This window comes from Synechococcus sp. GEYO (genome assembly GCF_900473955.1).
In the GTDB taxonomy this organism is placed as follows: domain Bacteria; phylum Cyanobacteriota; class Cyanobacteriia; order PCC-6307; family Cyanobiaceae; genus Synechococcus_C.
This window is the reverse complement of record NZ_UCNL01000004.1, coordinates 152007-176891: the sequence shown is the minus strand read 5'-3', so window position 1 is coordinate 176891 and position 24885 is coordinate 152007. Positions and strand designations below refer to the sequence as shown.

General features: G+C 56.1%; 30 protein-coding genes and 1 tRNA gene. 13 read left to right on the top strand and 18 right to left on the bottom strand.

Annotated features, from left to right (window positions below):
• The first annotated feature begins 63 nt into the window (after positions 1-63).
• Both DXY37_RS03270 and DXY37_RS03265 read left to right on the top strand, forming a co-directional pair.
• On the top strand, positions 64-1821 hold the full coding sequence (locus tag DXY37_RS03270) for a DEAD/DEAH box helicase family protein (protein ID WP_170951758.1): 1758 nt from the start codon (positions 64-66) through the stop codon (positions 1819-1821).
• A gap of 3 nt (positions 1822-1824) precedes the next feature.
• Positions 1825-2670: a hypothetical protein gene (locus DXY37_RS03265; protein WP_115125320.1), complete on the top strand. Its 846-nt coding sequence runs from the start codon at positions 1825-1827 to the stop codon at positions 2668-2670.
• Here DXY37_RS03265 and DXY37_RS03260 read toward each other — a convergent pair.
• Complete coding sequence (locus DXY37_RS03260) at positions 2667-3464, bottom strand: hypothetical protein (protein ID WP_136975538.1); 798 nt, start codon at positions 3462-3464, stop codon at positions 2667-2669. The two genes, DXY37_RS03265 and DXY37_RS03260, sit on opposite strands and share 4 nt — an antisense overlap.
• Before the next feature lie 60 nt (positions 3465-3524).
• Between DXY37_RS03260 and DXY37_RS03255 the strand changes: the two genes are divergently transcribed.
• On the top strand, positions 3525-3704 hold the full coding sequence (locus DXY37_RS03255) for a hypothetical protein (protein WP_115125318.1): 180 nt from the start codon (positions 3525-3527) through the stop codon (positions 3702-3704).
• A 453-nt stretch (positions 3705-4157) separates the two neighbouring features.
• Here the strand turns inward: DXY37_RS03255 and DXY37_RS03250 are convergent.
• The 6 genes from DXY37_RS03250 to DXY37_RS03230 all read right to left on the bottom strand — a co-directional run bounded on the left by DXY37_RS03250 (position 4158) and on the right by DXY37_RS03230 (position 6636).
• Positions 4158-4230 (bottom strand) — tRNA-Ala (locus DXY37_RS03250).
• 89 nt (positions 4231-4319) lie between these two features.
• The gene (gene lexA, locus DXY37_RS03245; protein WP_067094414.1) at positions 4320-4943 is read right to left on the bottom strand and encodes a transcriptional repressor LexA; all 624 of its coding nucleotides are present in this window, start codon (positions 4941-4943) and stop codon (positions 4320-4322) included.
• 53 nt (positions 4944-4996) lie between these two features.
• The gene (locus DXY37_RS03240) at positions 4997-5413 is read right to left on the bottom strand and encodes a hypothetical protein (RefSeq protein WP_244276810.1); all 417 of its coding nucleotides are present in this window, start codon (positions 5411-5413) and stop codon (positions 4997-4999) included.
• 14 nt (positions 5414-5427) lie between these two features.
• Entirely contained in the window at positions 5428-5685 is a 258-nt protein-coding gene (locus tag DXY37_RS03235; protein ID WP_115125394.1) for a hypothetical protein, read from the bottom strand.
• Positions 5682-5828: a hypothetical protein gene (locus tag DXY37_RS13185; RefSeq protein WP_170951757.1), complete on the bottom strand. Its 147-nt coding sequence runs from the start codon at positions 5826-5828 to the stop codon at positions 5682-5684. Before DXY37_RS13185 ends, DXY37_RS03235 begins: the two co-directional genes overlap by 4 nt.
• 25 nt (positions 5829-5853) lie before the next feature.
• Positions 5854-6636 (bottom strand): carboxylesterase, encoded by a 783-nt coding sequence (locus tag DXY37_RS03230; RefSeq protein WP_244276808.1) that lies wholly within the window; start codon positions 6634-6636, stop codon positions 5854-5856.
• 103 nt (positions 6637-6739) lie between these two features.
• Here DXY37_RS03230 and DXY37_RS03225 point away from each other — a divergent pair, with 103 nt between their 5' ends.
• Together DXY37_RS03225 and DXY37_RS03220 are read left to right on the top strand one after the other, a co-directional pair.
• Complete coding sequence (locus DXY37_RS03225) at positions 6740-7132, top strand: septal ring lytic transglycosylase RlpA family protein (protein WP_115125317.1); 393 nt, start codon at positions 6740-6742, stop codon at positions 7130-7132.
• Between the two features lie 86 nt (positions 7133-7218).
• The gene (locus DXY37_RS03220; protein WP_115125316.1) at positions 7219-7482 is read left to right on the top strand and encodes a hypothetical protein; all 264 of its coding nucleotides are present in this window, start codon (positions 7219-7221) and stop codon (positions 7480-7482) included.
• Positions 7483-7546: 64 nt separating this feature from the next.
• On the opposite strand, the gene DXY37_RS03215 is transcribed toward DXY37_RS03220, so the two are convergent.
• Together DXY37_RS03215 and DXY37_RS03210 are read right to left on the bottom strand one after the other, a co-directional pair.
• Positions 7547-7777: a DUF1651 domain-containing protein gene (locus DXY37_RS03215; RefSeq protein ID WP_115125315.1), complete on the bottom strand. Its 231-nt coding sequence runs from the start codon at positions 7775-7777 to the stop codon at positions 7547-7549.
• Between the two features lie 38 nt (positions 7778-7815).
• A complete protein-coding gene (locus DXY37_RS03210) occupies positions 7816-8007 on the bottom strand; it encodes a hypothetical protein (protein ID WP_115125314.1) in 192 nt (63 codons plus the stop codon).
• Between the two features lie 306 nt (positions 8008-8313).
• On the opposite strand from DXY37_RS03210, the gene DXY37_RS03205 reads away from it, so the two are divergent.
• Entirely contained in the window at positions 8314-8475 is a 162-nt protein-coding gene (locus DXY37_RS03205; RefSeq protein ID WP_197459875.1) for a hypothetical protein, read from the top strand.
• Positions 8476-8502: 27 nt separating this feature from the next.
• Here DXY37_RS03205 and DXY37_RS03200 read toward each other — a convergent pair whose 3' ends face one another.
• On the bottom strand, positions 8503-8682 hold the full coding sequence (locus tag DXY37_RS03200) for a hypothetical protein (protein WP_067094396.1): 180 nt from the start codon (positions 8680-8682) through the stop codon (positions 8503-8505).
• A 283-nt stretch (positions 8683-8965) separates the two neighbouring features.
• Between DXY37_RS03200 and DXY37_RS03195 the strand changes: the two genes are divergently transcribed.
• Positions 8966-9166, top strand: a complete 201-nt coding sequence (locus DXY37_RS03195; protein ID WP_179948839.1) for a hypothetical protein — start codon at positions 8966-8968, stop codon at positions 9164-9166.
• A gap of 308 nt (positions 9167-9474) precedes the next feature.
• Here DXY37_RS03195 and argF read toward each other — a convergent pair whose 3' ends face one another.
• On the bottom strand, positions 9475-10431 hold the full coding sequence (gene argF, locus DXY37_RS03190) for an ornithine carbamoyltransferase (protein ID WP_115125312.1): 957 nt from the start codon (positions 10429-10431) through the stop codon (positions 9475-9477).
• Positions 10432-10483: 52 nt separating this feature from the next.
• Positions 10484-12361, bottom strand: coding sequence for an ATP-dependent zinc metalloprotease FtsH (gene ftsH / locus DXY37_RS03185; protein ID WP_115125311.1), 1878 nt, complete (start codon positions 12359-12361; stop codon positions 10484-10486).
• A 149-nt stretch (positions 12362-12510) separates the two neighbouring features.
• On the opposite strand from ftsH, the gene DXY37_RS03180 reads away from it, so the two are divergent.
• Positions 12511-13221, top strand: coding sequence for a potassium channel family protein (locus tag DXY37_RS03180; RefSeq protein WP_115125310.1), 711 nt, complete (start codon positions 12511-12513; stop codon positions 13219-13221).
• Here the strand turns inward: DXY37_RS03180 and ribD are convergent.
• Both ribD and DXY37_RS03170 read right to left on the bottom strand, forming a co-directional pair.
• Positions 13196-14326, bottom strand: coding sequence for a bifunctional diaminohydroxyphosphoribosylaminopyrimidine deaminase/5-amino-6-(5-phosphoribosylamino)uracil reductase RibD (gene ribD / locus DXY37_RS03175; RefSeq protein WP_115125309.1), 1131 nt, complete (start codon positions 14324-14326; stop codon positions 13196-13198). The genes DXY37_RS03180 and ribD overlap by 26 nt on opposite strands.
• Positions 14326-14823 carry a DUF3122 domain-containing protein gene (locus tag DXY37_RS03170; protein WP_170951756.1) on the bottom strand — a complete coding sequence of 166 codons (498 nt, stop codon included), beginning with the start codon at positions 14821-14823 and terminating at the stop codon, positions 14326-14328. The genes ribD and DXY37_RS03170 overlap by 1 nt, the downstream gene beginning before the upstream one ends.
• 24 nt (positions 14824-14847) lie before the next feature.
• Between DXY37_RS03170 and DXY37_RS03165 the strand changes: the two genes are divergently transcribed.
• On the top strand, positions 14848-15327 hold the full coding sequence (locus DXY37_RS03165) for an ureidoglycolate lyase (protein WP_115125392.1): 480 nt from the start codon (positions 14848-14850) through the stop codon (positions 15325-15327).
• A gap of 162 nt (positions 15328-15489) precedes the next feature.
• Here the strand turns inward: DXY37_RS03165 and DXY37_RS03160 are convergent, their stop codons facing one another.
• The 3 genes from DXY37_RS03160 to DXY37_RS03150 all read right to left on the bottom strand — a co-directional run bounded on the left by DXY37_RS03160 (position 15490) and on the right by DXY37_RS03150 (position 18653).
• Complete coding sequence (locus DXY37_RS03160; RefSeq protein ID WP_115125308.1) at positions 15490-17991, bottom strand: GH116 family glycosyl hydrolase; 2502 nt, start codon at positions 17989-17991, stop codon at positions 15490-15492.
• Between the two features lie 130 nt (positions 17992-18121).
• Complete coding sequence (locus DXY37_RS03155) at positions 18122-18394, bottom strand: hypothetical protein (RefSeq protein ID WP_115125307.1); 273 nt, start codon at positions 18392-18394, stop codon at positions 18122-18124.
• A complete protein-coding gene (locus DXY37_RS03150; RefSeq protein WP_179948838.1) occupies positions 18381-18653 on the bottom strand; it encodes a hypothetical protein in 273 nt (90 codons plus the stop codon). The genes DXY37_RS03155 and DXY37_RS03150 overlap by 14 nt, the downstream gene beginning before the upstream one ends.
• Positions 18654-18794: 141 nt before the next feature.
• On the opposite strand from DXY37_RS03150, the gene DXY37_RS03145 reads away from it, so the two are divergent.
• Positions 18795-19292 carry a hypothetical protein gene (locus DXY37_RS03145; RefSeq protein WP_115125391.1) on the top strand — a complete coding sequence of 166 codons (498 nt, stop codon included), beginning with the start codon at positions 18795-18797 and terminating at the stop codon, positions 19290-19292.
• Entirely contained in the window at positions 19289-20254 is a 966-nt protein-coding gene (locus tag DXY37_RS03140; RefSeq protein WP_115125306.1) for a hypothetical protein, read from the top strand. Before DXY37_RS03145 ends, DXY37_RS03140 begins: the two co-directional genes overlap by 4 nt.
• Here DXY37_RS03140 and DXY37_RS03135 read toward each other — a convergent pair.
• Entirely contained in the window at positions 20248-21264 is a 1017-nt protein-coding gene (locus tag DXY37_RS03135; protein ID WP_115125390.1) for a sulfotransferase, read from the bottom strand. The genes DXY37_RS03140 and DXY37_RS03135 overlap by 7 nt on opposite strands.
• A 224-nt stretch (positions 21265-21488) precedes the next feature.
• Between DXY37_RS03135 and DXY37_RS03130 the strand changes: the two genes are divergently transcribed.
• On the top strand, positions 21489-22439 hold the full coding sequence (locus DXY37_RS03130) for a helix-turn-helix transcriptional regulator (protein ID WP_115125305.1): 951 nt from the start codon (positions 21489-21491) through the stop codon (positions 22437-22439).
• 109 nt (positions 22440-22548) lie between these two features.
• Complete coding sequence (locus tag DXY37_RS03125; protein WP_115125389.1) at positions 22549-24864, top strand: arylsulfatase; 2316 nt, start codon at positions 22549-22551, stop codon at positions 24862-24864.
• The last annotated feature ends 21 nt before the right edge of the window (positions 24865-24885 follow it).

The following is a 24885-nucleotide window of genomic DNA, read 5'->3' as shown; positions in this document are numbered from 1 at the left end:
GGAAGAGTCTTCACTGGCCTTCAAAGAACACGCATCTACCTCAAATCACAAGGCCGATGTGCCATGTGTGGGAAGTTTCTCAATCCTTCTAACTGGGAAGCCGACCATATTCAGCCCTGGTCCAAAGGTGGGCCTACAGAACATCTCAACGGTCAAGCACTCTGCATTCCTTGCCATCAATCTAAAATGACAACTCATCCCGTCCAACAGTATCTACCCCAGAAAATTGAGCTACGCAAATGGCAAGAAGAATTTGCTCAGCGATTCCTTGATTTCGCAGGAACACAGGCTTTTCTCGAGCCCAATGAACGGAAGGCATTCATCCTAAATGCATTCCCAGGATCGGGAAAAACAATCGCCCAACTTGCAGTTGCCAAATATCTGACTTCAACAGGTCTTTGTGATTGGTTTACTGTTGTTGTTCCCTCCGACAAACTTCGCTCTGATTTTGTTCAAGTAGCGGATTTATTCGGTCTTCGCCTGTACGGTGGCACCAACATCATGAATGTGAACTTCAATGTTCACCATGGCATTGTGCTGACTTATCAGCAGCTTGCTTCTGATGCGAAAACGAGCCAAATAGCTCTATGGACTAAAACACACCGCACCTTTGTCACTGCGGATGAGATACATCATCTCTCGGATAAAAACAGTTGGGGAGAGAACTTTGAACTGGCCTTTGAAGAATCGACGGTTCGTCTGCTGACAACTGGCACGCCATTCCGCAGCGACCACTCCCGCATCCCTTGGTGCAGTTATGTCCGCCTTTCTGAGCGCCTTGAAGAGCTGGACCTCAAGGGGTCTCATGCTTACTCCTACAGCTATGACGATGCACTGGCAGATGGTGTCGTTCGAGAGGTGGAGTTCCCGACGTGGAGTGGCCGAGTGCAATGGCGAGTCAGTTCACCCGATGGAATGACGACTGACTTTGACCACACATTTGATGACGACCTGGAGGAGATCTATCCGGAACTCTCTGAGGGCGACGTTGAAAAACTGATGAATCAGCGCAACCGCTTCGCCGTTGAAGCGGACACCCAGTACATCCGTGATCAAATCCTTGCGGCAGATCAAACACTCCAAAGCATTCGCCAAACGCATCCCTGGGCAGGTGGACTGATCGTTTGCCAGGTCCGCGAGCATGCCGATGCAATGGGTCTCCTCGTTGAGGAGCTCACCGGCGAAAAACCGGTAGTCGTCCATGGCGACGTGGAAGAAGCCAAAAAAAAATTAGGGTGGTTCCAAGACGACACCTCACCCAGCCGTGAACGCTGGTTGATCACAGTCCAGATGGTCACCGAAGGCGTCGACATCAAGCACCTGAGGGTGTTGGTTTATGCAACTAACAAGACAGCTCCACTTTTTTGGACGCAGGTGCTGGGTCGGATTCTGCGACATGAACCGGAGGCTCCGCTGGATCAAACAGCGGTGTTTTATCAGTACGGCGATGAACGGCTACGTGAATATGCCAAGCGCATCCATGAAGCGATTCAGACGCACCGCCAACTGAAAGACGACCATGAAGCTGGAGATCCCAGGGAAGGTCCTACAGACAAGCCAACTACGACCATTGAGGGTCTAAGCGCGGAAGGGGAAGGCGATGTCCACATCTTTGGTGGCAAGGAATATTCTGCTCAAGAAGTCGCTGCCCTCACTGCATACGCCAACTCTCTAAGCATCCATCCCGTAAAGCTGATCGCTTTACTGGAGGCTGCTGGTGATACCAACTTCTGGGACGCGGCCTATAAGGCCAAAGATCGAGCCGACCAAATCAAGGGACAGAAGGGGCATCAATCCATTGATGACTCCATCGCAAGCTGATCCATGAAAGACAACAATGAACAACTCTCAGCAGCCAAGGCGGAATGGCTCCAAACACTCGACTACGACTGTCGCGTCAACACCATCAACTACTGGGCCTTGCGTGACCAAATCCGATTCGGTCGTCTCGAGGGCTTGGCCGCAAAGCTTTACGGCTTCATCAAAGTGCGTGGGTGGCAAAAGCTTGGAGTATTTTCCGCCGATGGACTCAAGCGCACCGTTGCCTCCTTTTCCACCTTCGTGGACTGGTGTGGTGCTGACTTTTCAGATGGTGGCCTGAAGCTTGCCCCCGGGGAACTCTTCCGCATTCTCACCAACTCGATCGAATACGAGCAGTCGGCGGATGCCGCCAAGGCTCTGGTGCAAATCTTGGATCCTGTGACCTTGGAAGCTTGTTCTGACAGCTTCAGCAAAATCACAGCCGGCCATGCCTGCACCTACGGCGAGCACTGGGAAGAAGTAGAGCAAGTGATCGAGCAATCAATCCACAACCCTGCTCTCCAGCTGAATCAAGAAGTGGTTGGACCTGAACCAACCAAACCACGAGCCAATTCAATCCCCGCTGTTCTCGACAGGCTGCATCGCTATTCGCTCAGCCCCAAACTCTGCAAACAACGAGGGACAACTCAGGTAGCTGTCAAAGACGCCTACCAGCAACTCTTGGATGGTCTGGTACGACCAACAACGGCTCTGCGGATTGCAGGTCTTCTTCCTCCGAGTAAGTCGGCGACTAAGTCGATTTACATGGTCAAAGACCCCAAAGAAGCTGCCAAGCGGATCCTCAAGGTTGTGGGGCAAAACGATGCCGCAGAAATTGCTGAACAGCTGAAGACACTCTTGGCCAGCTAGGCCTTAACAGCCTTAACGCGATGCACAGATGGCTTTAAACCAGCCACCTGCCTAGCCCCACGACCATGGGCATGGATGCCGATGTTGGCCCTCTTTCCATTGCAGAGAAGGCAGCGCTCACACTGCACACGGTTATCGGTGAGTTGCGCTGGGCAGGTCTTCGAACCTTCGATTGGGGCATCCGGTGCGAACACCCTGAAGGTTTTCCAACCCTGGCTCTGCGCCATCTCTTCATCGATCGACGAATCAACCGACGCCATAAAAATGCCTTTGTAGTCGGCGGCGAAGTCTTGAAACCACTGGTGGGTGTAGCCCGTATGCCCCCTGGCAAACATCAGCAGGTTGGCCACCACCGTGATCGGCATGAAGGCTGGATCGCCATAGGCACCAAAGCGAACGACTCGACCCTTCACGGCCTCCTCATAGGAAGTGATCAATGGGTAGCCACCGGCTTTGTAGGTGCGCCAGATGTTCGCCGGTGCTTGGCCGACATTCACGTAGCAAGTGCGCTTGGTGCCTGATCCACGGTGCGGGCACTGCCCGCAGATGCAGCTGTCTTGGCCGCTCTTCACTGCATCGAGGGGATGCAAATCCCTTGGCAGGATCCAGGTCTGCACCATGTCGCCGGTTTTGCGGTTGCTGGAGTGCAACGTGGCGATCGAGACGATCGGCTGGCCATCAAAAGGACTGGGGCCCTCATGTAAGACATAGCCCTTGGCCATCTCCCCCTCTATGTATCCCTCAACACGCCCTAGCCATGGCTCTGCCCCGTAGCAGCTGTAGAGATCACTCAATTGAGGGATGTGAAATCGAGCTCCACAGCAGAGATTGATCAGAAGTAAGCCAAGTGGCCCTTGGCCCAGATCACACGATCCGTGGCAGGCGACGACAGCAAATCCATCGACAAAAGGCTGGACCCCCAGCAGAAGGGCTATTCCACCGATGCCATCAGCGTGGCAATCGCACGCGATGTACTGAGGCGAGTGCGTGAGGGAACTTTGCCAAGTCGCGAAGTAACACCAAATAGCTTCTAGATGAAGGATTCCTCAGCGCGAGGGAATACGAATGTCATCCCCAACAACTTCGACAACGACATAAACCACGCAACATGCCCACGCCAATTGATGAGGAGCTAGCGGTGATCTATCGGTGGACTGTCAATGCCCGATGGGGCGTAAGTGAATTTATGGAAGATGGAAGAAAGGACCCTGATAGTTGCTTGTGATGCGGAATTTGACTCCTGACTGATTCAGGACAGTATTCAGCTCCTCAAGCGAAAAGCGAGAAGGGGCTCTACTCAAAACCCTAATGGCAAGGGTTTTATCCTGATAAAGATGAGATCGCCCTAATCGCAGGAGATCCCAGTGATAAAAACGCCTCAAAAGAGGACAGCTTTGCACTTAGGTCCAAGCCCTTCTCAAAAAGAGACAACAAAAAAGGGGGCACGAAAAGCTCGTAACCCCTTGCTGTGGAATGGATTTGATCAGTGGAGCCAAGGAGACTCGAACTCCTGACCCCCTGCATGCCATGCAGGTGCTCTACCAGCTGAGCTATGGCCCCGAAAACGCAGACGAGGTGTAGAACCTGCCTTTGTCGTGTCGAAGCTTACAACGACAACGGCCGCTGCGAACCCTCTACGACACCCGTGTCTACATCTGTCGCCATACGGCTGCGAGTTTCCCTTGAACCTGCACCTGATCAGCAGGCAACTCAATCGGCTCGTAGGCAGGGTTCGCGGCTTCCAGCCGAACCGTGAGCCCGTCGCAATGAAAATGTTTCAGCGTGGTGCCACTGCCCGGAACCAAAGCACTCACGATCGTTCCTTGGCGCAGACGAGCCGCATCGACGACTGGTTCCATCAGCACCACATCACCGTCAGCGATATGGGCATCCACCATGGAGTCACCATTCACCGTGAGTGCGAACAAACCACGGGTTTCAAGAACAGGAGCAAGATCCAATCGATCTTGAACGTCATCAAAGGTCTCAACCAGACCACCTGCCGCAACAGCGCCAAGCACCGGGATACCCGAAGCTATCCCTCCCAGCAACTGAAGGGTGCGCGCCTGACCCTCCTGCCAGGTGATCCAGCCTTTTTGCTGAAGATGCCGCAAACGACTCTGAACAGGAGCTGGTGAACGCAGGCCCATCGCCTGCATCATCTGACGAATCGACGGGCTGTGATGGTTGCAACCGATGTAGTCGGCAAGCCAGTCGTAAAGCTCTTGCTGAGCAGTAGTTAGCGGCTCGGGGGATCCAGCAGACACCGGCAATTCATTTGTTCTTCAATACATGTGTACCGGTCATCACCCAAGATGGCAAGGGCTTAGTCAGGTGCTGGTAAAGCGCAAATCCAATGAACCTTTGCCGAAATGTCCTGCCGCCCGACGTAATCAAGCCATTGACCCTGAGCGCTACTGCGCTGCAACCTTTGCTGATTGCAGAGTGCACGCATTCGCAATTCGCGCACCTTCCAGGCATCCAGGCCCTGTCGCTGCATTAGCACCGCAGCATCGAATTCCACGCCGAGTGAGGTCCGCGCAGGATTACTGAGGTATTCGCCAGCTTTCAGGCTTGGTGAATCCATCGCTTCCATAAACAACCAGGTTCGCTTAGTTAATTGACCCGAAGCCTGGAGCGTCTGGCGGGTTTGCGACCAGAACTGCGGTTCTGGAGACGGTGACCAGTCTTCAGCGTTCGCAGCGGCACTCCCAAGCGTTAGGGCCAGGGCGAGGGTGCTCAATCGAACCAGGTTGCTCACTGTTCTGTCTGCTCCTGGGGGCGCTCGGATCGTTCCTTGATCAGTTTCGCCAAGATTTCCAACTTGGCGTTTTCAGACTCCGAAGCTCTCGATGCCATCCAGGTACTGGCGACCTTCATTTGCGTGACTTGTTGCAGCAAAGACAGCGCTGTTTGCCTGAGAGTTTCTATGTCGTCGCAATCACGAATCAGCCGCCCCCATCGTTCCGTTTCAAACGACTGCTCAAGGCCTTGCTGAAGAGGATCGATGCTCAAGATCCAGCCTCCCAAGCGAGCATCGGATCGGGATCACCACTACAGATGGCACGAGCACGAACGTAAAAGGCACTTTCGGTGTCGCCGGCGGCTTCTAGGGAGTCGAGAACCTTTTGCCAATTGTCTCGTTCCTGCTGGTCCATTGGTGAAATTTGGAGTGCGTTAACCCTAAAGGTCTTTCAAAAAAATCAGGGTTTGATCAGCCACCGTTTTCCACTCAGCATCTGCGGTGATCACGTGGCCACTGCCCTCCAACCAATGCACCTGCACACGTTCAGAGCCGGCTCGCTGCTGAAGTAATTCCACACCTCGACGCGTGATCACGTTGTCGAGTGTGCTGGCCATCACCAGCAAGGGTTGATGCAGATTCCCCAACTGCCTCCTGGTGGCGGCAATGAGATCCAACACGCGCACGCTGCAGCGACTGGGCCAACGCGGGTACTTCCAAACACGCTCAGCTATTGCCGGATCCACGGAATCGTCGGCAGGACGCGGCACCGAAGGAAAAAGTAGAGACAACAACGGGGCAATCAGGGCTCGAGGATCGCCACTCACGATCGGTGGGGAATAAGCAATCACAGCTTCAACATGCGGACGCCGTATTCCCGCCTGTATCGCGAGGATTGAACCCAAGGACAAGCCAGCAACGACAACGCGTTGGCCCTGACCCAGAAGTCGGTCAACGACGCCATCGATCTGCTCCAACCACTGGTGGGGCCGCACAGGCATCAGATCCTCAAGGCAGGTTCCATGACCGACAAGCAAAGGCGCTTCCACACCAAAGCCCTGGGCATGCAACGCCTCAGCCAATAGAGAGAGCTCAGCTGGGGCCCCGGTGTAACCATGCAAGAGAACAACGGTAATTGGCCCACCCGGCATTGAGAAAGGTTCAGGAGAAGCTGCGATCAACTCAGCGGTACCGTTGCATTGCCAGGATTCTGGCGAACCCATCAGGCTCCATCAGCAGGAACTACGACATCACTCCCAGGGCCAAAAGCAGCGATGACAGAGGCGATCAGCCTTGCTACCTCCAACGAAGGCTTGTCAGCTGCAGATGTCTTTCATGCAACGACTGATCAAGCTCGCCTCAATCCTGCTGATCTTCAGCGCCATTGGCTGCGGTAAAGACGCTGTGACAGACAACAAGCCAACATCCCAGGCCGTGCAGGGCCAGGCCTCCTGGTATGGGCCAGGGCTCTACGGCAACAAGACCACAAGCGGTGAGATTCTCAAAAAAGGAACGATGACCGCAGCCCACAGCAGCCTGCCGATGGGAACCAAAGTCAAAGTCACGCGCCTCGACAACAACAAAAGCGTGACGGTTGTCATCAATGACCGCAAACCGTTCAAGCAAGGCACAGTGATTGACCTTGCCCACGGCTCAGCAACTGCACTCGACGTTGACAACGACGGCAAGACAGCCGTGGAGATCGAAGTGCTTGATTAAAGACTGACCTCGTGAATCATCAAATCAACGATCTCTGCGCGGCAAGAGAACATCGAGATTAGGCTTCAAGCAATTGACAACTTGAGATGGCAAATTCCGGACTAGACTACTTACTGCAGTTCAGCAAAATACGAAAAAACGAAAGAATAGGGGATATCGAAGCAATTGATTTTAAAGTCATTAATAACGGCACTCAGATGGGCCACTTAATCATCCAAGGCAAATGCCATAAATACAACAAAGGATTTAATACACCAGCTAGTGTCCTCAACTGGAAGATCAGCAAATACTTCAAAAGAGCGTCAAAATCACTTGACTACACAACGGTCCAGAAACTGGCGTTGGAGTGAGATCAGCTCAGGAATCGCTAAAGACGGAACGAAAGTTCTGGCGATACTCACTCAACAAGAACGATCACCAAACTGCTTCGCAATGAGTCCAGCCAATGTGCTGCAGCTCCTTGTACAACGAAATCGCATCCTCATAGCGCATGTTGCGACGAGACTTCAACAGTGCAGGCTGATCCCGAGACAACTTCCTGCCGTGATCGACGAGAACACGAACATCTTTATGGCCACTTTGCGGCTCCCTGTGAAACCTCACAGCCCAGAACTTTTGTGGATCCTTGAGCCAACCGTCCGTCATCAGTTGATTGTTCAGCGAACTTGATGTCTAACGAGTGCTCAGTGCTGGTGCTTGAGTTTGTAACTCCAAGAACGGTTCTCAACAGCCAGCTTCAAGTTACCTAGTAGCACCATATCTGGAGAAAATACAGAAATAAGCCTCAAACACACCAGAGCTAGTGCTGTGGTTTCAGCAGCCAACAGCCAACCAACCAGCAGATCAGATTCAAAAACCTGCCCGATCAGGACCATTTCACGACGACATGACGCGTTCCTGTCCTGGGAGCACAAAGAAAAACTGTCAGCTTCAGCCAGGAGAGTTGAAGGTTCAAGCCTTCACGAGCCCCCCACCCCAAAGAAGTCCTGACAGAGCGCTGAAGCCCAGCACTGCAATGAATTTCATCACTGGCAGAGCAAACAAGCCACTTTAAGAAAGCTGCACCATCCTGATCAGCACTCCACTACGCCTTCACAAGCAGCCATGGAATAACGACTCAAGACCATCACTTGACGCAACTCGATGCCAGCAATGACGATGGAACGAATGAGAGTCTCTCCATGGAATGGATTGTCCGTCCTATTCGTGCCGTCTTCTTCGCAGATGAGCAGGCGTTTAACTGGATTCAGAAAAAGCTAGGCCTGAGCAACTATCAGATGGCAGCCTTAGTTTGGCTCAAGGGCCTGATCATCGGTCTGCTACTGGGATGGTGGCTGCTCTGAGCAGATGCGCATCGTGAATTGACTTGATCAACAGTCGTAGATCAACTCCGACTGCTGTTCACGCCTGATGTCATCGCTTTCTTTCATTTGCGACTCGTCGTAGTCGAGGGCTCGCAAAGAACAAGCCGGTGCTCGATAGGGCAGACGCTTTCCGTCTGCAATTTCTGTGCCGATTGACTGGGCCGAAGCCGTACAGATCACAGTCAAAGTTGTTTCGCAACACTGGCGTGATAACCACGACCAGCGTGCATGTCAGCTCCTGTTTGTGGTTTCCATCACGCGACGACATCAACTGACTTAATTCCACCCCAGGGAGCAATCGTCTTGAAGTGGTTCATCGATGGACGCTGGGGTCAGCGCATGCTCTAAGGCTCCGGGGCTGATCTCCTCAGCCAGCTGCACAAAGCATCAAATGTTGCAGCAAAGCCACAGGGCGCGTTCGTCAACACTTCGTTACTTTCGTTAACATCTACAAAACAGCTGTCTCGTCATGACGTCTTCATCCTCCAACACCCCTGATCCACAGAAGGTTTTCAGTGAAAAGCTCAACGGTCGCGCTGCCATGCTGGGCCTGATGATCGGCCTTGCCGTTGAAGCCATCACCGGAAAAGGAATCATCCAGCAGGTCTGGGGGTTCAACGAATCCACCAAAGGAATCGATTTCTCTGGTCTTCTCAGCTTCTTCAGCTGAATCTTGAGGCCGAAAACCTGATCTCACTGATCATTGTTATTAGGAATCACATCCAAACAAAATCAATTCGAGGCTGGAGTAACCAGCCTCTTTTTTATTCATCTTTGATCGTTGTCGTCAATGTTGCTCCTACACAACACACCCGAACATTGACTTCAAAAACTAACAATATCCAGCATTAACAATAGAACAATTCTGATTATTTCATCATATCCGCCAAAACAAACTTGAGCTGTAGTTCAAGCTGGTCCACAAATCAGCCACAGAGAAGTGCCTGAAACTATTCGAGGACTCTCGTTGAGCTCTGATCAGAGACCGCCCAGCAAGGCAGCCAGCAAAGCCTGTTGGGCATGCAAGCGATTTTCCGCCTGATCAAAGATCCGGCTGGCAGTGCCCTCCATCACCTCCGCACTGATCTCTTCACCGCGATGGGCAGGCAAGCAGTGCAATACGATGGCGCGCGAGTCGGCTTTGGCCAGCAGCTCTTCATTCACGCAGAACCCTTGGAAGGCCTGTTGGCGTTCGAGTTGCTCCTGTTCCTGGCCCATGGAAGCCCAGACATCGGTGTAAAGCGCCTGCGCACCGGCAACAGCAGCAGCAGGATCACTGCTGACGCTGATCTCAGCACCGCCAACAGCGAGGGAACGGGCCTGCTCAAGCACGCCAGGTAGTGGCTCAAATCCATCAGGACAGGCGATGCGTACATTGACGCCCAACAGAGCGCCACAGAGCATCAAGGAGTGGGCCACGTTGTTGCCATCGCCCACATAGGTCAACGTCTGACCTTGAAGCTCGCCAAACGCTTCCTGCATGGTGAGAAAGTCGGCCAGGGCCTGGCAAGGATGCTCCAGATCGGTGAGAGCGTTGATCACCGGAATCGAGGCCCAGTAGGCGTAATCGGCAAGCTCTTGCTGGGCGTAGGTGCGCACCGCGAGCACATCGCAGAAGCGACTCAGCACTCTGGCGGTGTCTTCCAAGGGCTCACCGCGGCCCAGCTGGGTGACCTGAGGATTGAGGTCGACGGTCTGGCCGCCAAGCCTGGCCATCGCCACCTGGAAACTCACGCGCGTCCGTGTGGAGGCTTTGGTGAAGATCAAGCCCAGCACACGGTTGCCGAGATCAATCCGGCGGTCACCACTCTTGAGCTGACTTGCCAGCTCGAGCAATGCCGTTGTCTGCTCAGCTGTGGTGTCCGCCGAGGAGAGGAAGTCTTTGCCGCTCAGTGCTGAGAGGACGGCAGCAACGCTGGTGGTGGCGGACGTCATGGACTGACTTCAAAGGAACGTTATCGGGGAAAAACAGTGAATCCGTCAAGCCTCAGGCAGCAATTGCCTCAGGCATGACGCTTGCATCAAGCATCTCTTTGAGCTCATCGCCTTCAATCACTTCCTTCTCGAGAATCTTCTGAGAGATGGTCTCCAGCAGAGCCATGTTCTGACGCAGGATCGTGAGGGCCTGGTCATGGGCGGTGTCGACAAGAGCTCGCACTTCCTTGTCGATGGCCTGAGCCGTTGCATCGCTGACGGTGCGGCGAGGGTTGTTGTTGCCACCGAGGAAGCGCCCACCTCCCTGCTTGTCGTAGGCCAGTGGTCCGAGGGTTTCACTCATGCCGTAGGTGCCCACCATCTGCTCGGCAATGTCCGTGGCTCGCTGCAAGTCGTTGGATGCACCAGTGGTGACTTTGCCGAACACCACCTCCTCTGCTGAGCGACCACCCAGCAGTGTGGCGATCTGACCTTGGAGTTCTTCCCTGGAATTGAGGAAGCGTTCTTCGGTGGGGAGCTGCAATGTGTAGCCCAGTGCACTCATGCCGCGGGGCACGATCGAGATCTTGGCCACCTTGCTACCGCCAGGCATCAGGTGCCCCACGATGGCGTGACCCACCTCGTGATAAGCCACCACCTTCTTTTCATCGTCCTGGAGGACACGACTCTTCTTCTCCAGACCGGCAACGACACGTTCGATCGCCTCACCGAGGTCCTGCTGCTCCACCTTGGTGCGCATGGCACGGGCAGCCAAGAGTGCGGCCTCATTCACAAGGTTGGCTAGGTCTGCACCTGCAAAGCCACTGGTGGCCTGAGCAATGCGGTCGAGGTCGACCTCGTCGGCGAGCTTCACTTTCTTGGCATAAATCTCCAGGATCGTCTTACGGCCAGAGAGATCGGGACGATCCACCAGCACCTGGCGATCGAAGCGTCCGGGACGCAGCAGAGCGGCATCCAGCACTTCCGGTTGGTTGGTGGCTGCCAACACAATCACCGGCTTGTCCTTGGATGCAAAGCCATCCATCTCAGTGAGCAGCTGATTGAGGGTCTGCTCCCGCTCATCGTTACCGCCGACAACGCCCATCGAGCCAGAACGGCTCTTGCCGATGGCATCCAATTCGTCGATGAAAATGATGCAGGGAGCGTTCTTCTTGGCCTGCTCAAACAGATCGCGGACGCGAGCGGCACCAGCACCAACAAACAGCTCGACAAATTCCGAGCCGCTGATGATGAAGAAGGGCACACCCGCCTCACCAGCGACTGCTTTGGAGAGCAGCGTTTTACCAGTTCCGGGAGGGCCTACTAAGAGCACACCTTTGGGGATACGCGCACCGATCTCGGTATAGCGATCCGACGACTTGAGGAAATCAACGATCTCGGCCAGTTCGTCCTTGGCCTCATCAACACCGGCCACATCAGCAAAGGTGACGCGCGACTGCTCGTCGGGCACGTAGACCTTGGCCTTGCTCTTGGTGAAATTCAGGGCTCCCTGGGCTCCACCGCCGCCCATCGAACGGCGTGCAAAGAACTGGAGCACGAGGATGAAAATCAGCGGGGGAACCACCCAGCTGAGAATCGTGGTGAAAATATTGGGCTTCTTCGGCGGTGCCGCGGCGAACTCAACGCCCTTGGTCTCCAGGCGCTGAGGCAGATCCATATCAAAGATCGGCGTGGTGGCCAGCACCGAAGGCGCTCCCTCTTCGGCTTCAGAGAGCTCGTAACGAATCTGATCTTGTGTGATGTAGGCGCGCTTTACAGCGCCGTCATTCACCTGATCAATAAACAGGGAATAAGGCACGCGCGGAACCTGCTGCATGCCCTGATTGGGAATGAAGCTGCTGAGCAGCAGCAACACACCAAATCCGATTAGCACCAGGTTGAGAATTCCAAAGCGGCGATTGGGGCGGTTGTCGTCCTCGCGGATCGGCATAAATCACGTCCTGTGCTGCCGTCAGGCTAAAGCCGAGATTCCAAGCCCGGTCGCAGCGCGATGGCGGAGAACCGAACGACGCATCATTGAGCTGATGCTCGCCAGCACTGGCAAACCTCGCCATTCTCGAACTAAGCATGGTGAACGGGATGCAATCGGATCCAGGACGCACGAACAGAAAAGAAGCGATCTATCAGTTGTTGCTACTGCTCTGCCTACTGGTGATGGCGAGCTTCGCCTTCCCTCGCATCACCTGGCTAGGAAACCTGGGTTATGCCTTGATTGCGCTGCTGCTCACCCAGCTGGTGATGCTGCGCAAACACGTGCTGAGACTGCACGACCGGATGTATCAGGCACTGGGGATCCTTGCGCTGCTCACTCAGCTTTGGTGGTTATTGACGCCTGTTCACTGGCGCCTCAGTGCCATCCCACTGGTGGTGAGCTGGAGCCTTCTGGTGGGCTGGAGCGTGGTGCGCCTGGTAAAACGACTGGCCAGCGAACAACGCGTGAACACACAGGTGCTGATGGGAGCAGCCGCTGGTTACCTATTGCTCGGGCTGACCTCTGGTTTGGTGATGAGTGGGGTCGAAACGATTCAGCCCGGCAGCTTCGAACCAGTCGCCCTGCCAGGGGCCGATGTGGTGGGCAACACCAGCGTGCTGCATTTCACTCCAGCGTTTGCGCAGATCAACTATTTCGCGTTCATCTGTCTCACGACACTGGGATTCGGCGACATCACTCCGGTTCACCCCTTAGCCCGGATGCTGGCAGTCAGCACAGGAGTGGTGGGCCAGCTGTATCTGGCGGTGGTGATGGGAATTCTGATCGGTCGGTTCAGTTCGGAGCTGCGCAAGAACTGAGTTGCGCCCTTAGCAGCAGGTCTTGGCCAAGGCTGAGGCCTGGCTCAGAGTTCAAACTCAGCACCTGATCCATCGCTGTGAAGCCCAGATCGCCCAGCGGCGTTCGCGCCAACTCTCCACCCAGCAGCTTGGGGGCAATCACCGCGGCAATCTCTTGGACACAACCCTGTTGCAACGCCGCTGAGGCCAGACCCGGGCCGCATTCCCACAGCACCCGGTTGCAACCACGGCGTGCAAGTTCACTCAACAGGAATTCAGGCTCACAGCGATCGAGCCTTTGCAGCTCCACCCCCTGAGCTTGCAAAGCAGCCAATCTGCTGGCCTGAGGCTCCACCGCTTCCGAGAATGCATGGGCCACCAAGGTGGAGGCGACATCCTGCTGCCACAGCTGTGCGGCAGCGGGCAGATCAAGGCTGCGGCTGAGCACAACTCGCAACGGTTCGGGCGTGCGGCGACCTCGGCTGGTGAGCAGCGGATCGTCGGCACGCGCGGTACCACCGCCCACGATCACGGCATCGCATTGCGCTCTAAGTTGATGCACCCAGGCCCGCGCCGGCGGACCACTGATCCACTGACTGGCGCCATTCGGCAGCGCCGTGCGCCCATCCAGGCTCATCGCCCACTTGAGAAGCCCCCAGGGACGACCAGTGCGCACCCGATGCACAAAGGCCCGGTTCTGATGGGCGGCTTCTGGCTCCAGGATTCCGCTGATCACCTCCAAGCCTGCATCGCGCAAGCGTTGCAACCCTCCACCCGCAACCCTCGGATCAGGGTCAGTGAGCGCCACCACAACCCGCTGGATGCCAGCGGCAAGGATCGCCTCGGTGCAAGGAGGTGTTCTGCCCTGATGACAGCAGGGCTCGAGCGTGACCACGATCGTGCCGCCACGGGCGGCTTCGCCAGCCTGCTTGAGGGCTCCAGGTTCGGCATGGGGCTGCCCAGCCCTCGCATGGAAACCCTCACCCACCAAGAGGCCGTCTGAATCCAGCACAACCGCTCCCACCAGCGGGTTGGGGCTGGTGAGTCCTTCCGCCAGAGCCGCCAGCTGTAGAGCCCGGCGCATCCAGGGAATCCAGCGCTGCTCCGGTTGTGCCAGACCCGCCATCAGCTCAGCGGCTCGGTCTGCACATCACGCCATTCAGCCACCACATAGGGAGGCACAGGCATTTCATTGAACACACCGGGCAAGAAGAGACGTAACGGGCGCTTGTTGGTGAGGTCATTCAGCAATGGATCGAGGGCAAATTCCACAGCTGCCTCGCGACCGTCGCTGGCCAGAACCGGGTTATCAAGCGTGATGTCATCGAGCTGCCATTCCTTCACGCCGGCTTGCACCAGCAGCGATGTGGGGTGCTCAAGACGCATCTTGCCTGGGTAGCCAACGATGCGCAGAACCACTGGATTACCCGGCTTGCCTACCCGATAGGCCACGGCTTGCCAACTCTGATAATCGAGATCCCTCAAGCTCTCTAGGCTGCGCAGCATCGGAGCACCGTTTTCATCTTGATGCTCATGCACCTGGGCACTGGCCGCTGCAGGGGTGAGAAGCAGCAGCATCACTGCAACCAGCAATGTGCAGAACAGACGACGCAGCGCGAGCATGAACAAAGCGTGGAAGCTGTGACCATGATTAGTCATGAATCACTCAAAGCGGCGTCTTTGCTGGATCCGCGTCTGGACTCTTGCGGCACTGGTCTGCGCGAAGTCGACGACATGACACCGTCTGGAGACCAGGATGCCGAGCTGAGATTCGGCCCAGGCCAGCTGCGTTACTACGTGATGCGCATCCACCGTCGCCGGCAACCGATCACAGCGATGACCCGGCATCTGCAAGCGACTCAATACCTGAGCTCTCCCGAGGGGCGGCCCTTCTGGATGCTGCTAGCACCGCCCGATACCCAAGGGCCCGTACTCGATGCTTCAGCGGCATGGCTGTTGAAGCTGAACCCTGGAGAAGGCATCAAATTACACGTGGGAACCTGGCACGCAGGTCCACTTTTTGAGGCAGCGTCGGCATCGTTTTTCAACCTTGAGCTTGCGGACACCAACCAGCGCGATCACGAAACGCTGTCGCTCAGTGATCCGCTGGAGGTGGTACTGGTCTGAATTGAACTGAGTTTCTCAAGAGAAATCAGAACTGCCAGGTGACACCGCCGCTCGCGCGCCAGTCCGTTCCACGGTCACCGCCCCACACTTCAGCGCCACCACGCACAAACAGCTTCCAGGAACAGCTGTTGATGTTCGCCATCGTGTAATCCAGACCAGCTTCTATGAACCCCGCTGAGCCCCAGGAATAACTTGCCAATCTGTCTGCGTTGCCCACAACCCCCAGATCGCCATAGCACGTAAGTAATGACAGGCTCGAAAGGTATTCACTGCCGTGATCGCTTCCGGCGTGCGGAATTGCAACCCACCCGAATACACCTGATTAACCACCGCTGAACAGATGGCTACGGCTGTTGTCTCTTCGCCCATCAATTGGAAATAACTGGCAATGCCGAAGTTGATGCCAGTCCACACCTCCAAAGGATGGGTGCCGTTTGGGTCCAGTGGAGTGCCATCGCGGCGCAGGCCGTTAGCCACGCCCAGCGTTCCACCTTCAAAGTTTTCGAAACAAGCTTCCTTCACCGCCTTGAGCGTGCTGCGACTGTTGGCGTCACTCACCACAGGCTCAAGGCCGAGCAGACGAGCATAGAAATCGCCGCAAAGCTGATCAGCCATCACCACCGGCGTGCCGCTTTCGGCATCAATGTCGTAAAACTCGCCGTTCCAAAGCAGCTTGTCGAAATTGCTGCGCGATTGCTCCAGCCAGCAGCCGAACTCATGCTGCTCGGAGGACGTCTCCAATCCGGTCTTGAGCTGCAGCGTCTGGGCGATCGCCAACGCCGCCTCCAGGGCAGCGATCCAAAGTGCACCGCAATAGGCACTCACACCTTTCAAAGGCCAATCGTCGAAGGTCTGATCCGGCGCTCCACCGTTGTCCGGCAGGCCGTCGTCATTCACATCAAAGGTTTTCAGGTAGCGCAGCGCTTCAACGGCAGCTGGCCAGCACTCCGCCAGAAACCTCAAGTCTTCGCCGCTGGGGGCCAGCTTGTAGGTGCGCCACACCTGCAGCACGAAATCGCTGCCGAGATCCTTCCAGAGGTTGCAATCCTGGTAGGCGGTGTAGTTAGTAGCATCCCAGGGCTGCTCATTAGGGGCACCCAGATCATGCGGGGTTGCGCCCTTCACCTTGCGATCAGCTTCCACCCGGCCCTTGCCCTGGGTGAAATACCAGCCGATCGGTCTCTGGGTGGCATCCGCAGCAGGGATCGCCCGGGCAAAGCTGCGCAGCACCGATTTATCCAGCTCCGGCCAAAGCTGCAGCAAGGCAAAGGAGCCATAGAGGCGCACGTCCAAGCTTTCATACCAGGCGTAGTCGAGGCACTCGAGTACGCCGAAACGTCCGTGGGGATCCTCCGGTGATGCCGCACTCCAGAGGCTGCCACCACTGCAGAGGTCGTAGAGCTCATTGAACAGCGCCATCCTCAACGACTCCGGCAGCTCACTGCGCTGCAGCACCGGCTGCTGCCAGGCGTCGATCTGATCCCTCCACGGCTTCCAGTCGCGCAATGCTTCGGCGGCAATCGACGCGGCCTGGTTGCCTCCAGTACCAAAGAAGTCGGTGTACCTGCGCAGGGCTCTGCTGCCAGTGGCAAAGGCCGTCACCGGTAGATCCCAGCTGATCACCACAGGGATCTCGATGCTCTCTCCGGGAGCCAGCTGACAGCGAACCGCTAGGGCTGCACTGAGTGGATCATCGCTGCCACTGCGGCGATCATTGTTGCTGTTGGGGATCGAGCCATCATCGCTGAAGCTGTTCCACAGCTCACTGCCATCACCCGCAGGGTTCCAGCGGCTGCAGCGTTGAATGCTCACGCCTGGTTGCTCGACTGTTGCAATGCACCACTGCCCTTCGCCTTCAGCGATCGGTGCGGAGACATCGCCCTCAAGCAGCAGTCCCCGCAGCGTGCCGTCATCGACATAGCGGTTGCGCTGCCCCTCGGTGCAACCGATCGCCGGGGCGTAGTTGTGCTCCGGGCTGCCGTCATCTCGGAAATGCACTTCAGCCGAGGCATCGGTATTGGTGAACCAACCGCAGCTGTTGCGCCAGCTCAGCATCAGCGAAAGATCCAGCGGCTTCTTGGTGGGGTTGCGCAAGGTCCACACGAACACAGCCACCGGATAACTGGTGCGCTGGTAATCGCCAGGAAGAATCGGGCTGAAGGCTTCACAGCGCACATCGGCGTCGTATACGCCTTCGTACTGCGTCCAACTGAGCGGATAGCGGGCGGCATAGGTACCAGTGCTGCGCCCCCGCGTGCTGGCGGGGTACCAGTCCCATGCCTGAAGTGGATCAGCCGCCTCCGGTCTGGAGGCATCCGCCTGCGGCTTCACCGCAAGGGCATGGGCGCGCCTGCTGCGGCCGTTATCTTCAAACAGCGCGAACTGACAATCGGGCAGCACGCCAAACCAGTGCTCACCACCATCGAGATGCCAGAGGTTGATATTGCCATCGGGAGCCCGGCCGATGCAGCCAGCCCCGAAGCCACCAAGTGGCATGCCGTGATTTGGGCCGTCATCGAGATTGCTGGCATAACGGACCGTGTAGGGCTGATCCCAGTTCAGTCCAAAGGGCCTACTCCAGCTGGCTTGCGGAGCACTCCAGGCTTCAGAACGGGGACTACGGCGCAGCAGCGAACGCAGAGCAGTCAGTCCAAACCGAGCCATGCAGAGGCAGAGAGTCGACCCAGACTGCCAGACCTGAACGGTCTGTGCTCATTGCCAGAGGGAACATGCCGGAATAGCGACAGCAGTGATCGCACTGAACCGGTCTGTTTCAACATCCCTGAATCGAGATCTAAATCTCCTTGGAGGGCAGAACCTGCTCAGCGTCCAACATGGCATCCAACGTCACTGCCGTGCGCACCAGTGATTGATAGCGCTGCAGCACACGCCGGTTACGGTCTAACCAGCGTGCTGCTTCCGCTGGGCCCTCACCCACGCCAGAACTGGTGAAGCCAGAGGGTTCGTCGGCATCCATCAGCTCAAGGTCCTCCTGGCGAGCGATCAGGGCAAGCAGCAGCTCATGCAGTCTCTGACGCCGCTCTGGCTGTGCATTATTCCCAGCCATGCCCGCACCGGTTACGTTCATAGTCTTCCCTCAAATCCCTGTAATTGCTGGTCTGACGCGACAGCAATTCACTGGCTTGCTCGGCCTGGGTTTTGTTGTCACCCGTCTGTTGCGAGGCTGCAATCACCATCCGATTGCGTGCCATTGAGGCACCGAGCGTGTTCATCAGCCTCTTGATCAGGCTGCAGTCCTCCAGGGCATGAACAGAGCCGGCAGACGAGAGCAAAAGCACCAACGCAACAACGACGGGGCGGAGCACAACAGAAGGCCGAATCATTAGCGCCAAGGTACCTCTGAACAGCCGACCTGATCCCGATCAGGCAGAACCACGGCCTGGTGAGCCATTCATGGTCATGGTGTCGACATGGAGGATTGCAATCCTCCGCGACCCCCTACACCCATGCACAGCTTCTTTCGCTGCAGGGTGCTGACGGGCCTGACGGTCTTGCTCGGCAGCCTCGGCGCATCCGCAGCGGTAGCCCAGGAGCTTTACACCCTGGAAACCACCTGCAGAAGCGCAGGTCAAACCCACTCCTGCACTGTCGTGGCATCCAATGTCGACGACACCACTGAATACGTCCACAGCTTTGGCTCTGAGACCGTGAGTTATCGCGTGATCGATGATCCCTATGTGCGTATCGAAGGCCGAGCCAGCAACACGAAACCGTGGAGCTCAGTCAAGAACGCAACGATCGATTTCAAAGCAGAGGAGCTCTGTTTCAACAACGAAGCCTTCTGCGTGAAAAACACCAAATATCTCGCCGATGTGTTGGTAGGCAGCGGTGATGCCATGCAAGGCCGCACCAAGGTGGGCATGGTCTTCGCTGCCAATGGCCGCGTGGATGTGGCGTGTTTTGACAACGGCTGTGAACGACTGAAGGAGGCTATCAGACGATGACAATCAACACTCGCCGATCCTCTAGACATCGTCTCGCCGGCCTGCTGGGTCTAGTTCTGGCACTGCAACCAGCGGCTGGATTAGCAGCCATCGGTACTGAATCAGCAGCCACCCCAAGCGCCACTGAGGACATCCAGCTGGCCCAACGTCGCGGCGGTGGCGGGGGTTCGCGTGGCGGCGGCTCTCGAGGTGGCTCTCGTAGCAGTTCACGCGGCTCTCGCAGTAGTTCCCGCAGTAGCTCCAGAAGTGGTGGTCGCACTGGCTTCAGCAACTACAGCGGAAGTCGCTCGGGCAACCGTTCTGGCAGCCGTTCGAGCAGTCGTCAGGGCACGAGGCAGACCACGCGGAGCAACCGCCAAGGCCAGACACGCACCAACAGCGCGAACCGCCAAAGCAACCGGCAGGGCACCAGGAGCGACCGCCAGAACCAGGTGCGCAACAACAGCTCCAACCGCCAGAACAATCGCACCGACCGCGTCAACTCGCGTCAGAACAACCGTACGGACCGCCTCGACAATAGGAGTAAGACGCGTCGTGATGCAATCAACAACTGGGATCGCTACGGCAACGGTTGGTACAGCGGCAACAACTGGTACAACAACCGCCCCTGGAACAGCGGTTGGTACGGCGGTTCCTACTACAACAACTGGGGCTGGTACCCAGGCCGGGCAGCCGCCTGGGGCGTGGCAAGCATGGCCACCTTCGGGGTGATCAACAGCCTTGTGAACACTGCCCAGAGCAACGAGGTGAGTTACATCGTTGTGCCCGACTCGGAGTACTCCCTCTACTACCCCAGCGTCACCGCCACCGGTGACACTGTGACGTTTGAGGCCGACGACGGCGACTACACGGCAAGGTTCTACGCCGATTGCCGGCAAGGAACCATTAACGGAGGAACGCCTAACAACGGCAACGAAGCCCAGCTGCTCAATGCCGCCTGTCAGGTGGCGTTCGGTCAGTAGGCCTCATCATCAGGAGCATTTGCAGGGGCCATCAGCTCCTGCAAATGCTGCTCGGCCTGGGGCTCCAACTGCACCGGGCAAGCGTTGTAGGTATGCGCTCGATCCACTCTGGCTAGTACAGCATCACAAGCCTGATCCCAACCCTCAATGGAGAGGTCCCGATAAATCCTTTCAACGGTGGCCAAGGGTGATCGAACCAGATCGGCGTAGTCCACTTCCACCAGCTGACCGGCAGGAATTATGGGTCGCGCTGATTCAAAAGCTTCAAGCAACAAACGGTGCGCCATTGCCGTTTCCTCCACCTGCCGCTGCTGATCAGGAGCCGGCTGCAGGCCGATGAGATCCGCCAGTTTCTGCTTTACCAACGTCAGGGAACGGACTGCATCAGCAGGGTCTCGTTTCATCAAGACAAAACGTGCCTTGGGGAACAGGTTTAACAACAAGGGCACCCGAGCGGTATGCGCTGGATTTTTAATCAATAAGTGCCGCTTGCCTTCGCCATCATGCACCCAGGTGATCCGGGTGAAGTGCAACAGCTGCTGCTGAAATTCTCGGGTGGTTGACAGCGTGCAGCGATGGAAGTGCCTGAGGTAATCCTGCGGGAAAGCCACTCCAGCCATGTGGGAATCCATGGTGAGCCGAGCTAAACCAATTTCATCTTCCTGAGGATCCAGAGCGCTCCAAGGCACTGCATCGATCGGACGTGTCGCTGTCATCAAGCGATTGAGAACAGCAATGATCCATGGCTTCAGCACAAGAGCGACCTGCGGAGCCACGGTGAGAGCGTTCCTGGCCGTGGCTGCGCCGGGATCCGCCGCCATTAACTGATGGAGATAAGTGGTACCGCTACGCCAGTGACCGAACACGATGACCGGATCGTCAGGCAGCTCAAGGCGGTTTAAAGCCCGGCCCCAGAAAAGTGACTGCAACCAGGCGAAGGGCTGAAGCAACAAACCACCCAAACCGAGATGAAGGCCTCGCAACAACCGATTAGGGGCAGGCCGGGTCATAGCCAGAGCTGCCACCAAGGTGGCAGGTGGGATACACCCACCTGCCACTTGACGATCGACGCAGCGCTGGATTTTCACAATTGATACGCGTGCTTTTTAAGAATTTATGCTAATGGGCGAAAAACACATATTGTGCATATGTTTTGAGACCTTCCTTGACCAAAACCGCTGCCACTACTGGACAGACCCTCCAACTGTCAGCGGACGCCCAAGCCCAACAGAGGATGGATTCCCCCTTTCACTCCGCCAGCGAGCTTAAACAGCTGTTCAAACTGATCGGCAAGTCCTTTGACGCCGTTCAACTCAGCCAGGGGAGGCTGCAGGGGAGATTCAGGGTCGCCAACCTCGGCAGCATTGTTGTCATTGAGCTGAAAACCAACCAGCGCTTACTGCTGAACGGAGAGCGGGGTCACGACTGCATGAGCTTTAGCTTCGAGGCCACAGGATTGGCCGACGAGCATCGTTTGTTCAATATTCCGATCGCGCCATATTCCCTCAATGGGTTTCGGCAAGGGCAGATTGAAGCACATTTCCAGCTCTCAGCCCACACCACAACTTATCTGGCGGTCTTATCAACCACTCACTTCAATGCATTTCTAAGACATTGCGACTCAGAAGATCTCATTGATCATCTGGAAACGAACAATGCAATTCAAGTCTCTCCTTCAGTGCATGCGCAATTTCGCCAAACCTTTGAATATCTCCTTAAACATCAGCCCACCACGTCACAGCAACGCAGTCAGGCAACCAATCATCTTTACCGTTCATTCCTGAATACAATTTCCAACAAAGTAGATCACAAGTATTTAGCCTACAATCCCTCACCCAGACAAAGACTCGTCAGTGAATTCGTAACTTGGGGTTTCAAAAATGCACAGCAAGACTGCAATCTTGACCAAATCAGTGAATTCCTCTTCGCTTCGAGACGCACCTTAATCCAAGGGACAAAGGAATCATTTGGCATGGGGCCAATGGAGATCATGAAACGAGTTCGGCTCGAGCAAGTGAATTGGATTTTGCGCTCGCCAAATGCACGTGCAGAAAAAAACTTAAGGACGATCACTGAAATCGCCCAGCACTACAAATTTCAAAGCCGTGGACATTTTGCCAAGTCATATCAGCAAGTTTTTGCTGAAAGTCCAAGTGAAACCTGGTTGAAATCAGCAAACCAGTAACAATTGTTTCAGGTCCCATTTGTGCGCACCTGACCAGCAAACCAATGGCTGGCGAAAGCAAGTTGGCTACCAACGGAAGGATGACACTGACACTGCACTCCTTTCATCCATGAGCTTTAGCCAACACATTGATGGTTCGATCCTGCCGTTTCCCTCCAGGCCGTCGGGAAGTAAGGCTGGAACGACGATGCAGGAATCAACATACAGTCCACTTCCTGCTCCCAAGTACCTTCCGGACGATGCACCCAACATCCTTGTTGTACTGATTGACGATGCCGGCCCTGCGCTGCCGGATTGTCTTGGTGGTGATGTGCACACGCCGAATCTTCAGGCTGTGAAAGACGCGGGCGTGGGTTTCAATCGCTTCCACACCACAGCGATGTGTTCACCGACGCGGGCATCTCTGTTGACTGGTCGCAATCACACCTTTGTGGGCAATGGCCAGATTTGTGAATTAGCCAACGACTGGGACGGCTATTCAGGCAAGATTCCAAAAAGCTGTGCACTGCAAGCCGATGTTCTGCGCAACTACGGCTACGCAACAGCGGCGTGGGGCAAGTGGCACAACACACCAGCCACGGAAATCACTGCTGCTGGCCCTTTCGACAACTGGCCAACCGGCCTGGGATTCGAATACTTTTATGGCTTCCTGGCAGGTGAAGCCTCCCAATATGAGCCGCATCTGGTGCGCAACACCACGGTGGTGATGCCACCGAGTAGCCCAGAGGAGGGCTACCACATCAGTGAAGACCTGGCTGACGACGCCATCAACTGGCTACAGACCCACAAGGCCCTCCGCCCCGATAAGCCCTTCTACATGTATTGGGCCTCCGGAGCCCTGCATGGTCCTCACCATGTGAACAAGGAGTGGGCCGATAAATACAAGGGCAAGTTCGATGAGGGTTGGGATGCCTACCGCGAACGCGCCTTCAAGAACGCCAAGGCTAAAGGCTGGATTCCGGAGAACGCCCAGCTCACGCCACGCCACCCGCGGATGGCAGCCTGGGACTCAATTCCTGATCACCAGAAACCCTTCCAGTCGCGTCTGATGGAAGTGCTGGCTGGCTTTGCTGAGCACACTGATCATCAAGTTGGTCGAATCCTCTCCGAAGTTGAACGGCTTGGCTATGAGGAAAATACCCTGGTTGTCTACATCTGGGGCGACAATGGCTCCTCAGGAGAAGGCCAGGATGGCACCATCTCTGAGCTGCTTGCTCAGAATGCCATTGCCACGGAGATCGACGAGCACATCAAGGTGCTCGACGACCTCGGGGGACTGGATGCCATTGGCTCCCCGCTGGTCGACAACATGTATCACGCCGGCTGGGCCTGGGCCGGCAGCACACCGTATCAAGGTCTGAAATTGATGGGGGCTTACTTCGGAGGCACCCGCAACCCGATGGCCATCAAGTGGCCTAAGGGCATCAAGCCTGATCCCAAGCCTCGCGCCCAGTTCCACCACTGCAACGATCTGGTACCGACGATCTACGAACTGGTGGGAATCACTCCACCCAAGGTGGTCAACGGTGTCACGCAGGATCCCGTGCACGGCACCAGTTTTGCCTATGCCTTCAATGCCCCTGATGCTCCTGGCCAGCTGAAGACCCAGTTCTTCGACATCTTTGGGTCACGTTCCGTTTACCACGATGGCTGGATCGCTGGTGCCGTAGGGCCTCGCCTGCCCTGGGTGCAGGGAGTCGACCCCGACATCCTCACCTGGTCACCCGACACCGACGACTGGGAGCTCTACAACCTCGAGGAGGATTGGAGTCAGAGCAGGAACATCGCAGATCAGCATCCCGAAAAATTGCAAATGCTCAAAAATCTGTTCCTGGTGGAATCGGCCAAATACAAAAATCTTCCGATTGGCGGTGGCCTCTGGACCATCATCTTCCACCCCGAGATGAAGGTGGCACCGGAAGCAACATCGTGGGAATTACCAGGCACTATTACCAGAATTCCAGAGCCCTGTGCACCACGTCTCGGCGCGCTCGACAACAAGGTCTTGATTGACATGGAAATCCCAGAGAATGCCAGTGGCGTGCTTTACAAGCTTGGTGCTAATTCGGGCGGCCTCACGGTGTTCATGGATCAGGGGATTCTCACCTATGAATACAACCTATTCATCATTGAACGCGTCAAGCTGCGTTCCTCTGAGCCACTTGCGGCAGGGCGACACCAACTGGAAATCCTGACCCAACACACTGACGACAACCCAAGGGGACCATTGTCAATCAAGTGCACACTCAATGGCAATACGCTGATCGAGGGCATTGTGCCAAGACCAGCAGCTTTGATCTTCACGGCCAATGATTGCCTTGATGTTGGCCAGGCACTGGGATCTCCGGTTTCAATGGAGTACCGCGAGCGTGCGCCATTCAAGTTCAACGGCACCATCCACACCATGAACGTGGAGTACCTCTAATAAGTCAGTTGGCCAACATCA

What these genes read in the sequence shown, in the direction of transcription:
- DXY37_RS03140 (WP_115125306.1), top strand. Translation starts at nt 19,289, where the DNA reads ATGACAATCAACACTCGCCGATCCTCTAGACATCGTCTCGCCGGCCTG.
- DXY37_RS03165 (WP_115125392.1), top strand. Translation starts at nt 14,848, where the DNA reads ATGATTAGTCATGAATCACTCAAAGCGGCGTCTTTGCTGGATCCGCGT.
- DXY37_RS03125 (WP_115125389.1), top strand. Translation starts at nt 22,549, where the DNA reads ATGAGCTTTAGCCAACACATTGATGGTTCGATCCTGCCGTTTCCCTCC.
- DXY37_RS03215 (WP_115125315.1), bottom strand. Translation starts at nt 7,777, where the DNA reads ATGACGGACGGTTGGCTCAAGGATCCACAAAAGTTCTGGGCTGTGAGG.
- DXY37_RS03220 (WP_115125316.1), top strand. Translation starts at nt 7,219, where the DNA reads ATGGCAAATTCCGGACTAGACTACTTACTGCAGTTCAGCAAAATACGA.
- DXY37_RS03170 (WP_170951756.1), bottom strand. Translation starts at nt 14,823, where the DNA reads ATGCTCGCGCTGCGTCGTCTGTTCTGCACATTGCTGGTTGCAGTGATG.
- DXY37_RS03160 (WP_115125308.1), bottom strand. Translation starts at nt 17,991, where the DNA reads ATGGCTCGGTTTGGACTGACTGCTCTGCGTTCGCTGCTGCGCCGTAGT.
- ribD (WP_115125309.1), bottom strand. Translation starts at nt 14,326, where the DNA reads ATGGCGGGTCTGGCACAACCGGAGCAGCGCTGGATTCCCTGGATGCGC.
- DXY37_RS03130 (WP_115125305.1), top strand. Translation starts at nt 21,489, where the DNA reads ATGGATTCCCCCTTTCACTCCGCCAGCGAGCTTAAACAGCTGTTCAAA.
- DXY37_RS03210 (WP_115125314.1), bottom strand. Translation starts at nt 8,007, where the DNA reads ATGGTCCTGATCGGGCAGGTTTTTGAATCTGATCTGCTGGTTGGTTGG.
- DXY37_RS03230 (WP_244276808.1), bottom strand. Translation starts at nt 6,636, where the DNA reads ATGGGTTCGCCAGAATCCTGGCAATGCAACGGTACCGCTGAGTTGATC.
- DXY37_RS03205 (WP_197459875.1), top strand. Translation starts at nt 8,314, where the DNA reads ATGGAATGGATTGTCCGTCCTATTCGTGCCGTCTTCTTCGCAGATGAG.
- DXY37_RS03155 (WP_115125307.1), bottom strand. Translation starts at nt 18,394, where the DNA reads ATGGCTGGGAATAATGCACAGCCAGAGCGGCGTCAGAGACTGCATGAG.
- argF (WP_115125312.1), bottom strand. Translation starts at nt 10,431, where the DNA reads ATGACGTCCGCCACCACCAGCGTTGCTGCCGTCCTCTCAGCACTGAGC.
- DXY37_RS03195 (WP_179948839.1), top strand. Translation starts at nt 8,966, where the DNA reads ATGACGTCTTCATCCTCCAACACCCCTGATCCACAGAAGGTTTTCAGT.
- DXY37_RS03265 (WP_115125320.1), top strand. Translation starts at nt 1,825, where the DNA reads ATGAAAGACAACAATGAACAACTCTCAGCAGCCAAGGCGGAATGGCTC.
- DXY37_RS03180 (WP_115125310.1), top strand. Translation starts at nt 12,511, where the DNA reads ATGCAATCGGATCCAGGACGCACGAACAGAAAAGAAGCGATCTATCAG.
- DXY37_RS03135 (WP_115125390.1), bottom strand. Translation starts at nt 21,264, where the DNA reads ATGACCCGGCCTGCCCCTAATCGGTTGTTGCGAGGCCTTCATCTCGGT.
- DXY37_RS13185 (WP_170951757.1), bottom strand. Translation starts at nt 5,828, where the DNA reads ATGGACCAGCAGGAACGAGACAATTGGCAAAAGGTTCTCGACTCCCTA.
- DXY37_RS03270 (WP_170951758.1), top strand. Translation starts at nt 64, where the DNA reads ATGTGTGGGAAGTTTCTCAATCCTTCTAACTGGGAAGCCGACCATATT.
- ftsH (WP_115125311.1), bottom strand. Translation starts at nt 12,361, where the DNA reads ATGCCGATCCGCGAGGACGACAACCGCCCCAATCGCCGCTTTGGAATT.
- DXY37_RS03225 (WP_115125317.1), top strand. Translation starts at nt 6,740, where the DNA reads ATGTCTTTCATGCAACGACTGATCAAGCTCGCCTCAATCCTGCTGATC.
- DXY37_RS03145 (WP_115125391.1), top strand. Translation starts at nt 18,795, where the DNA reads ATGCACAGCTTCTTTCGCTGCAGGGTGCTGACGGGCCTGACGGTCTTG.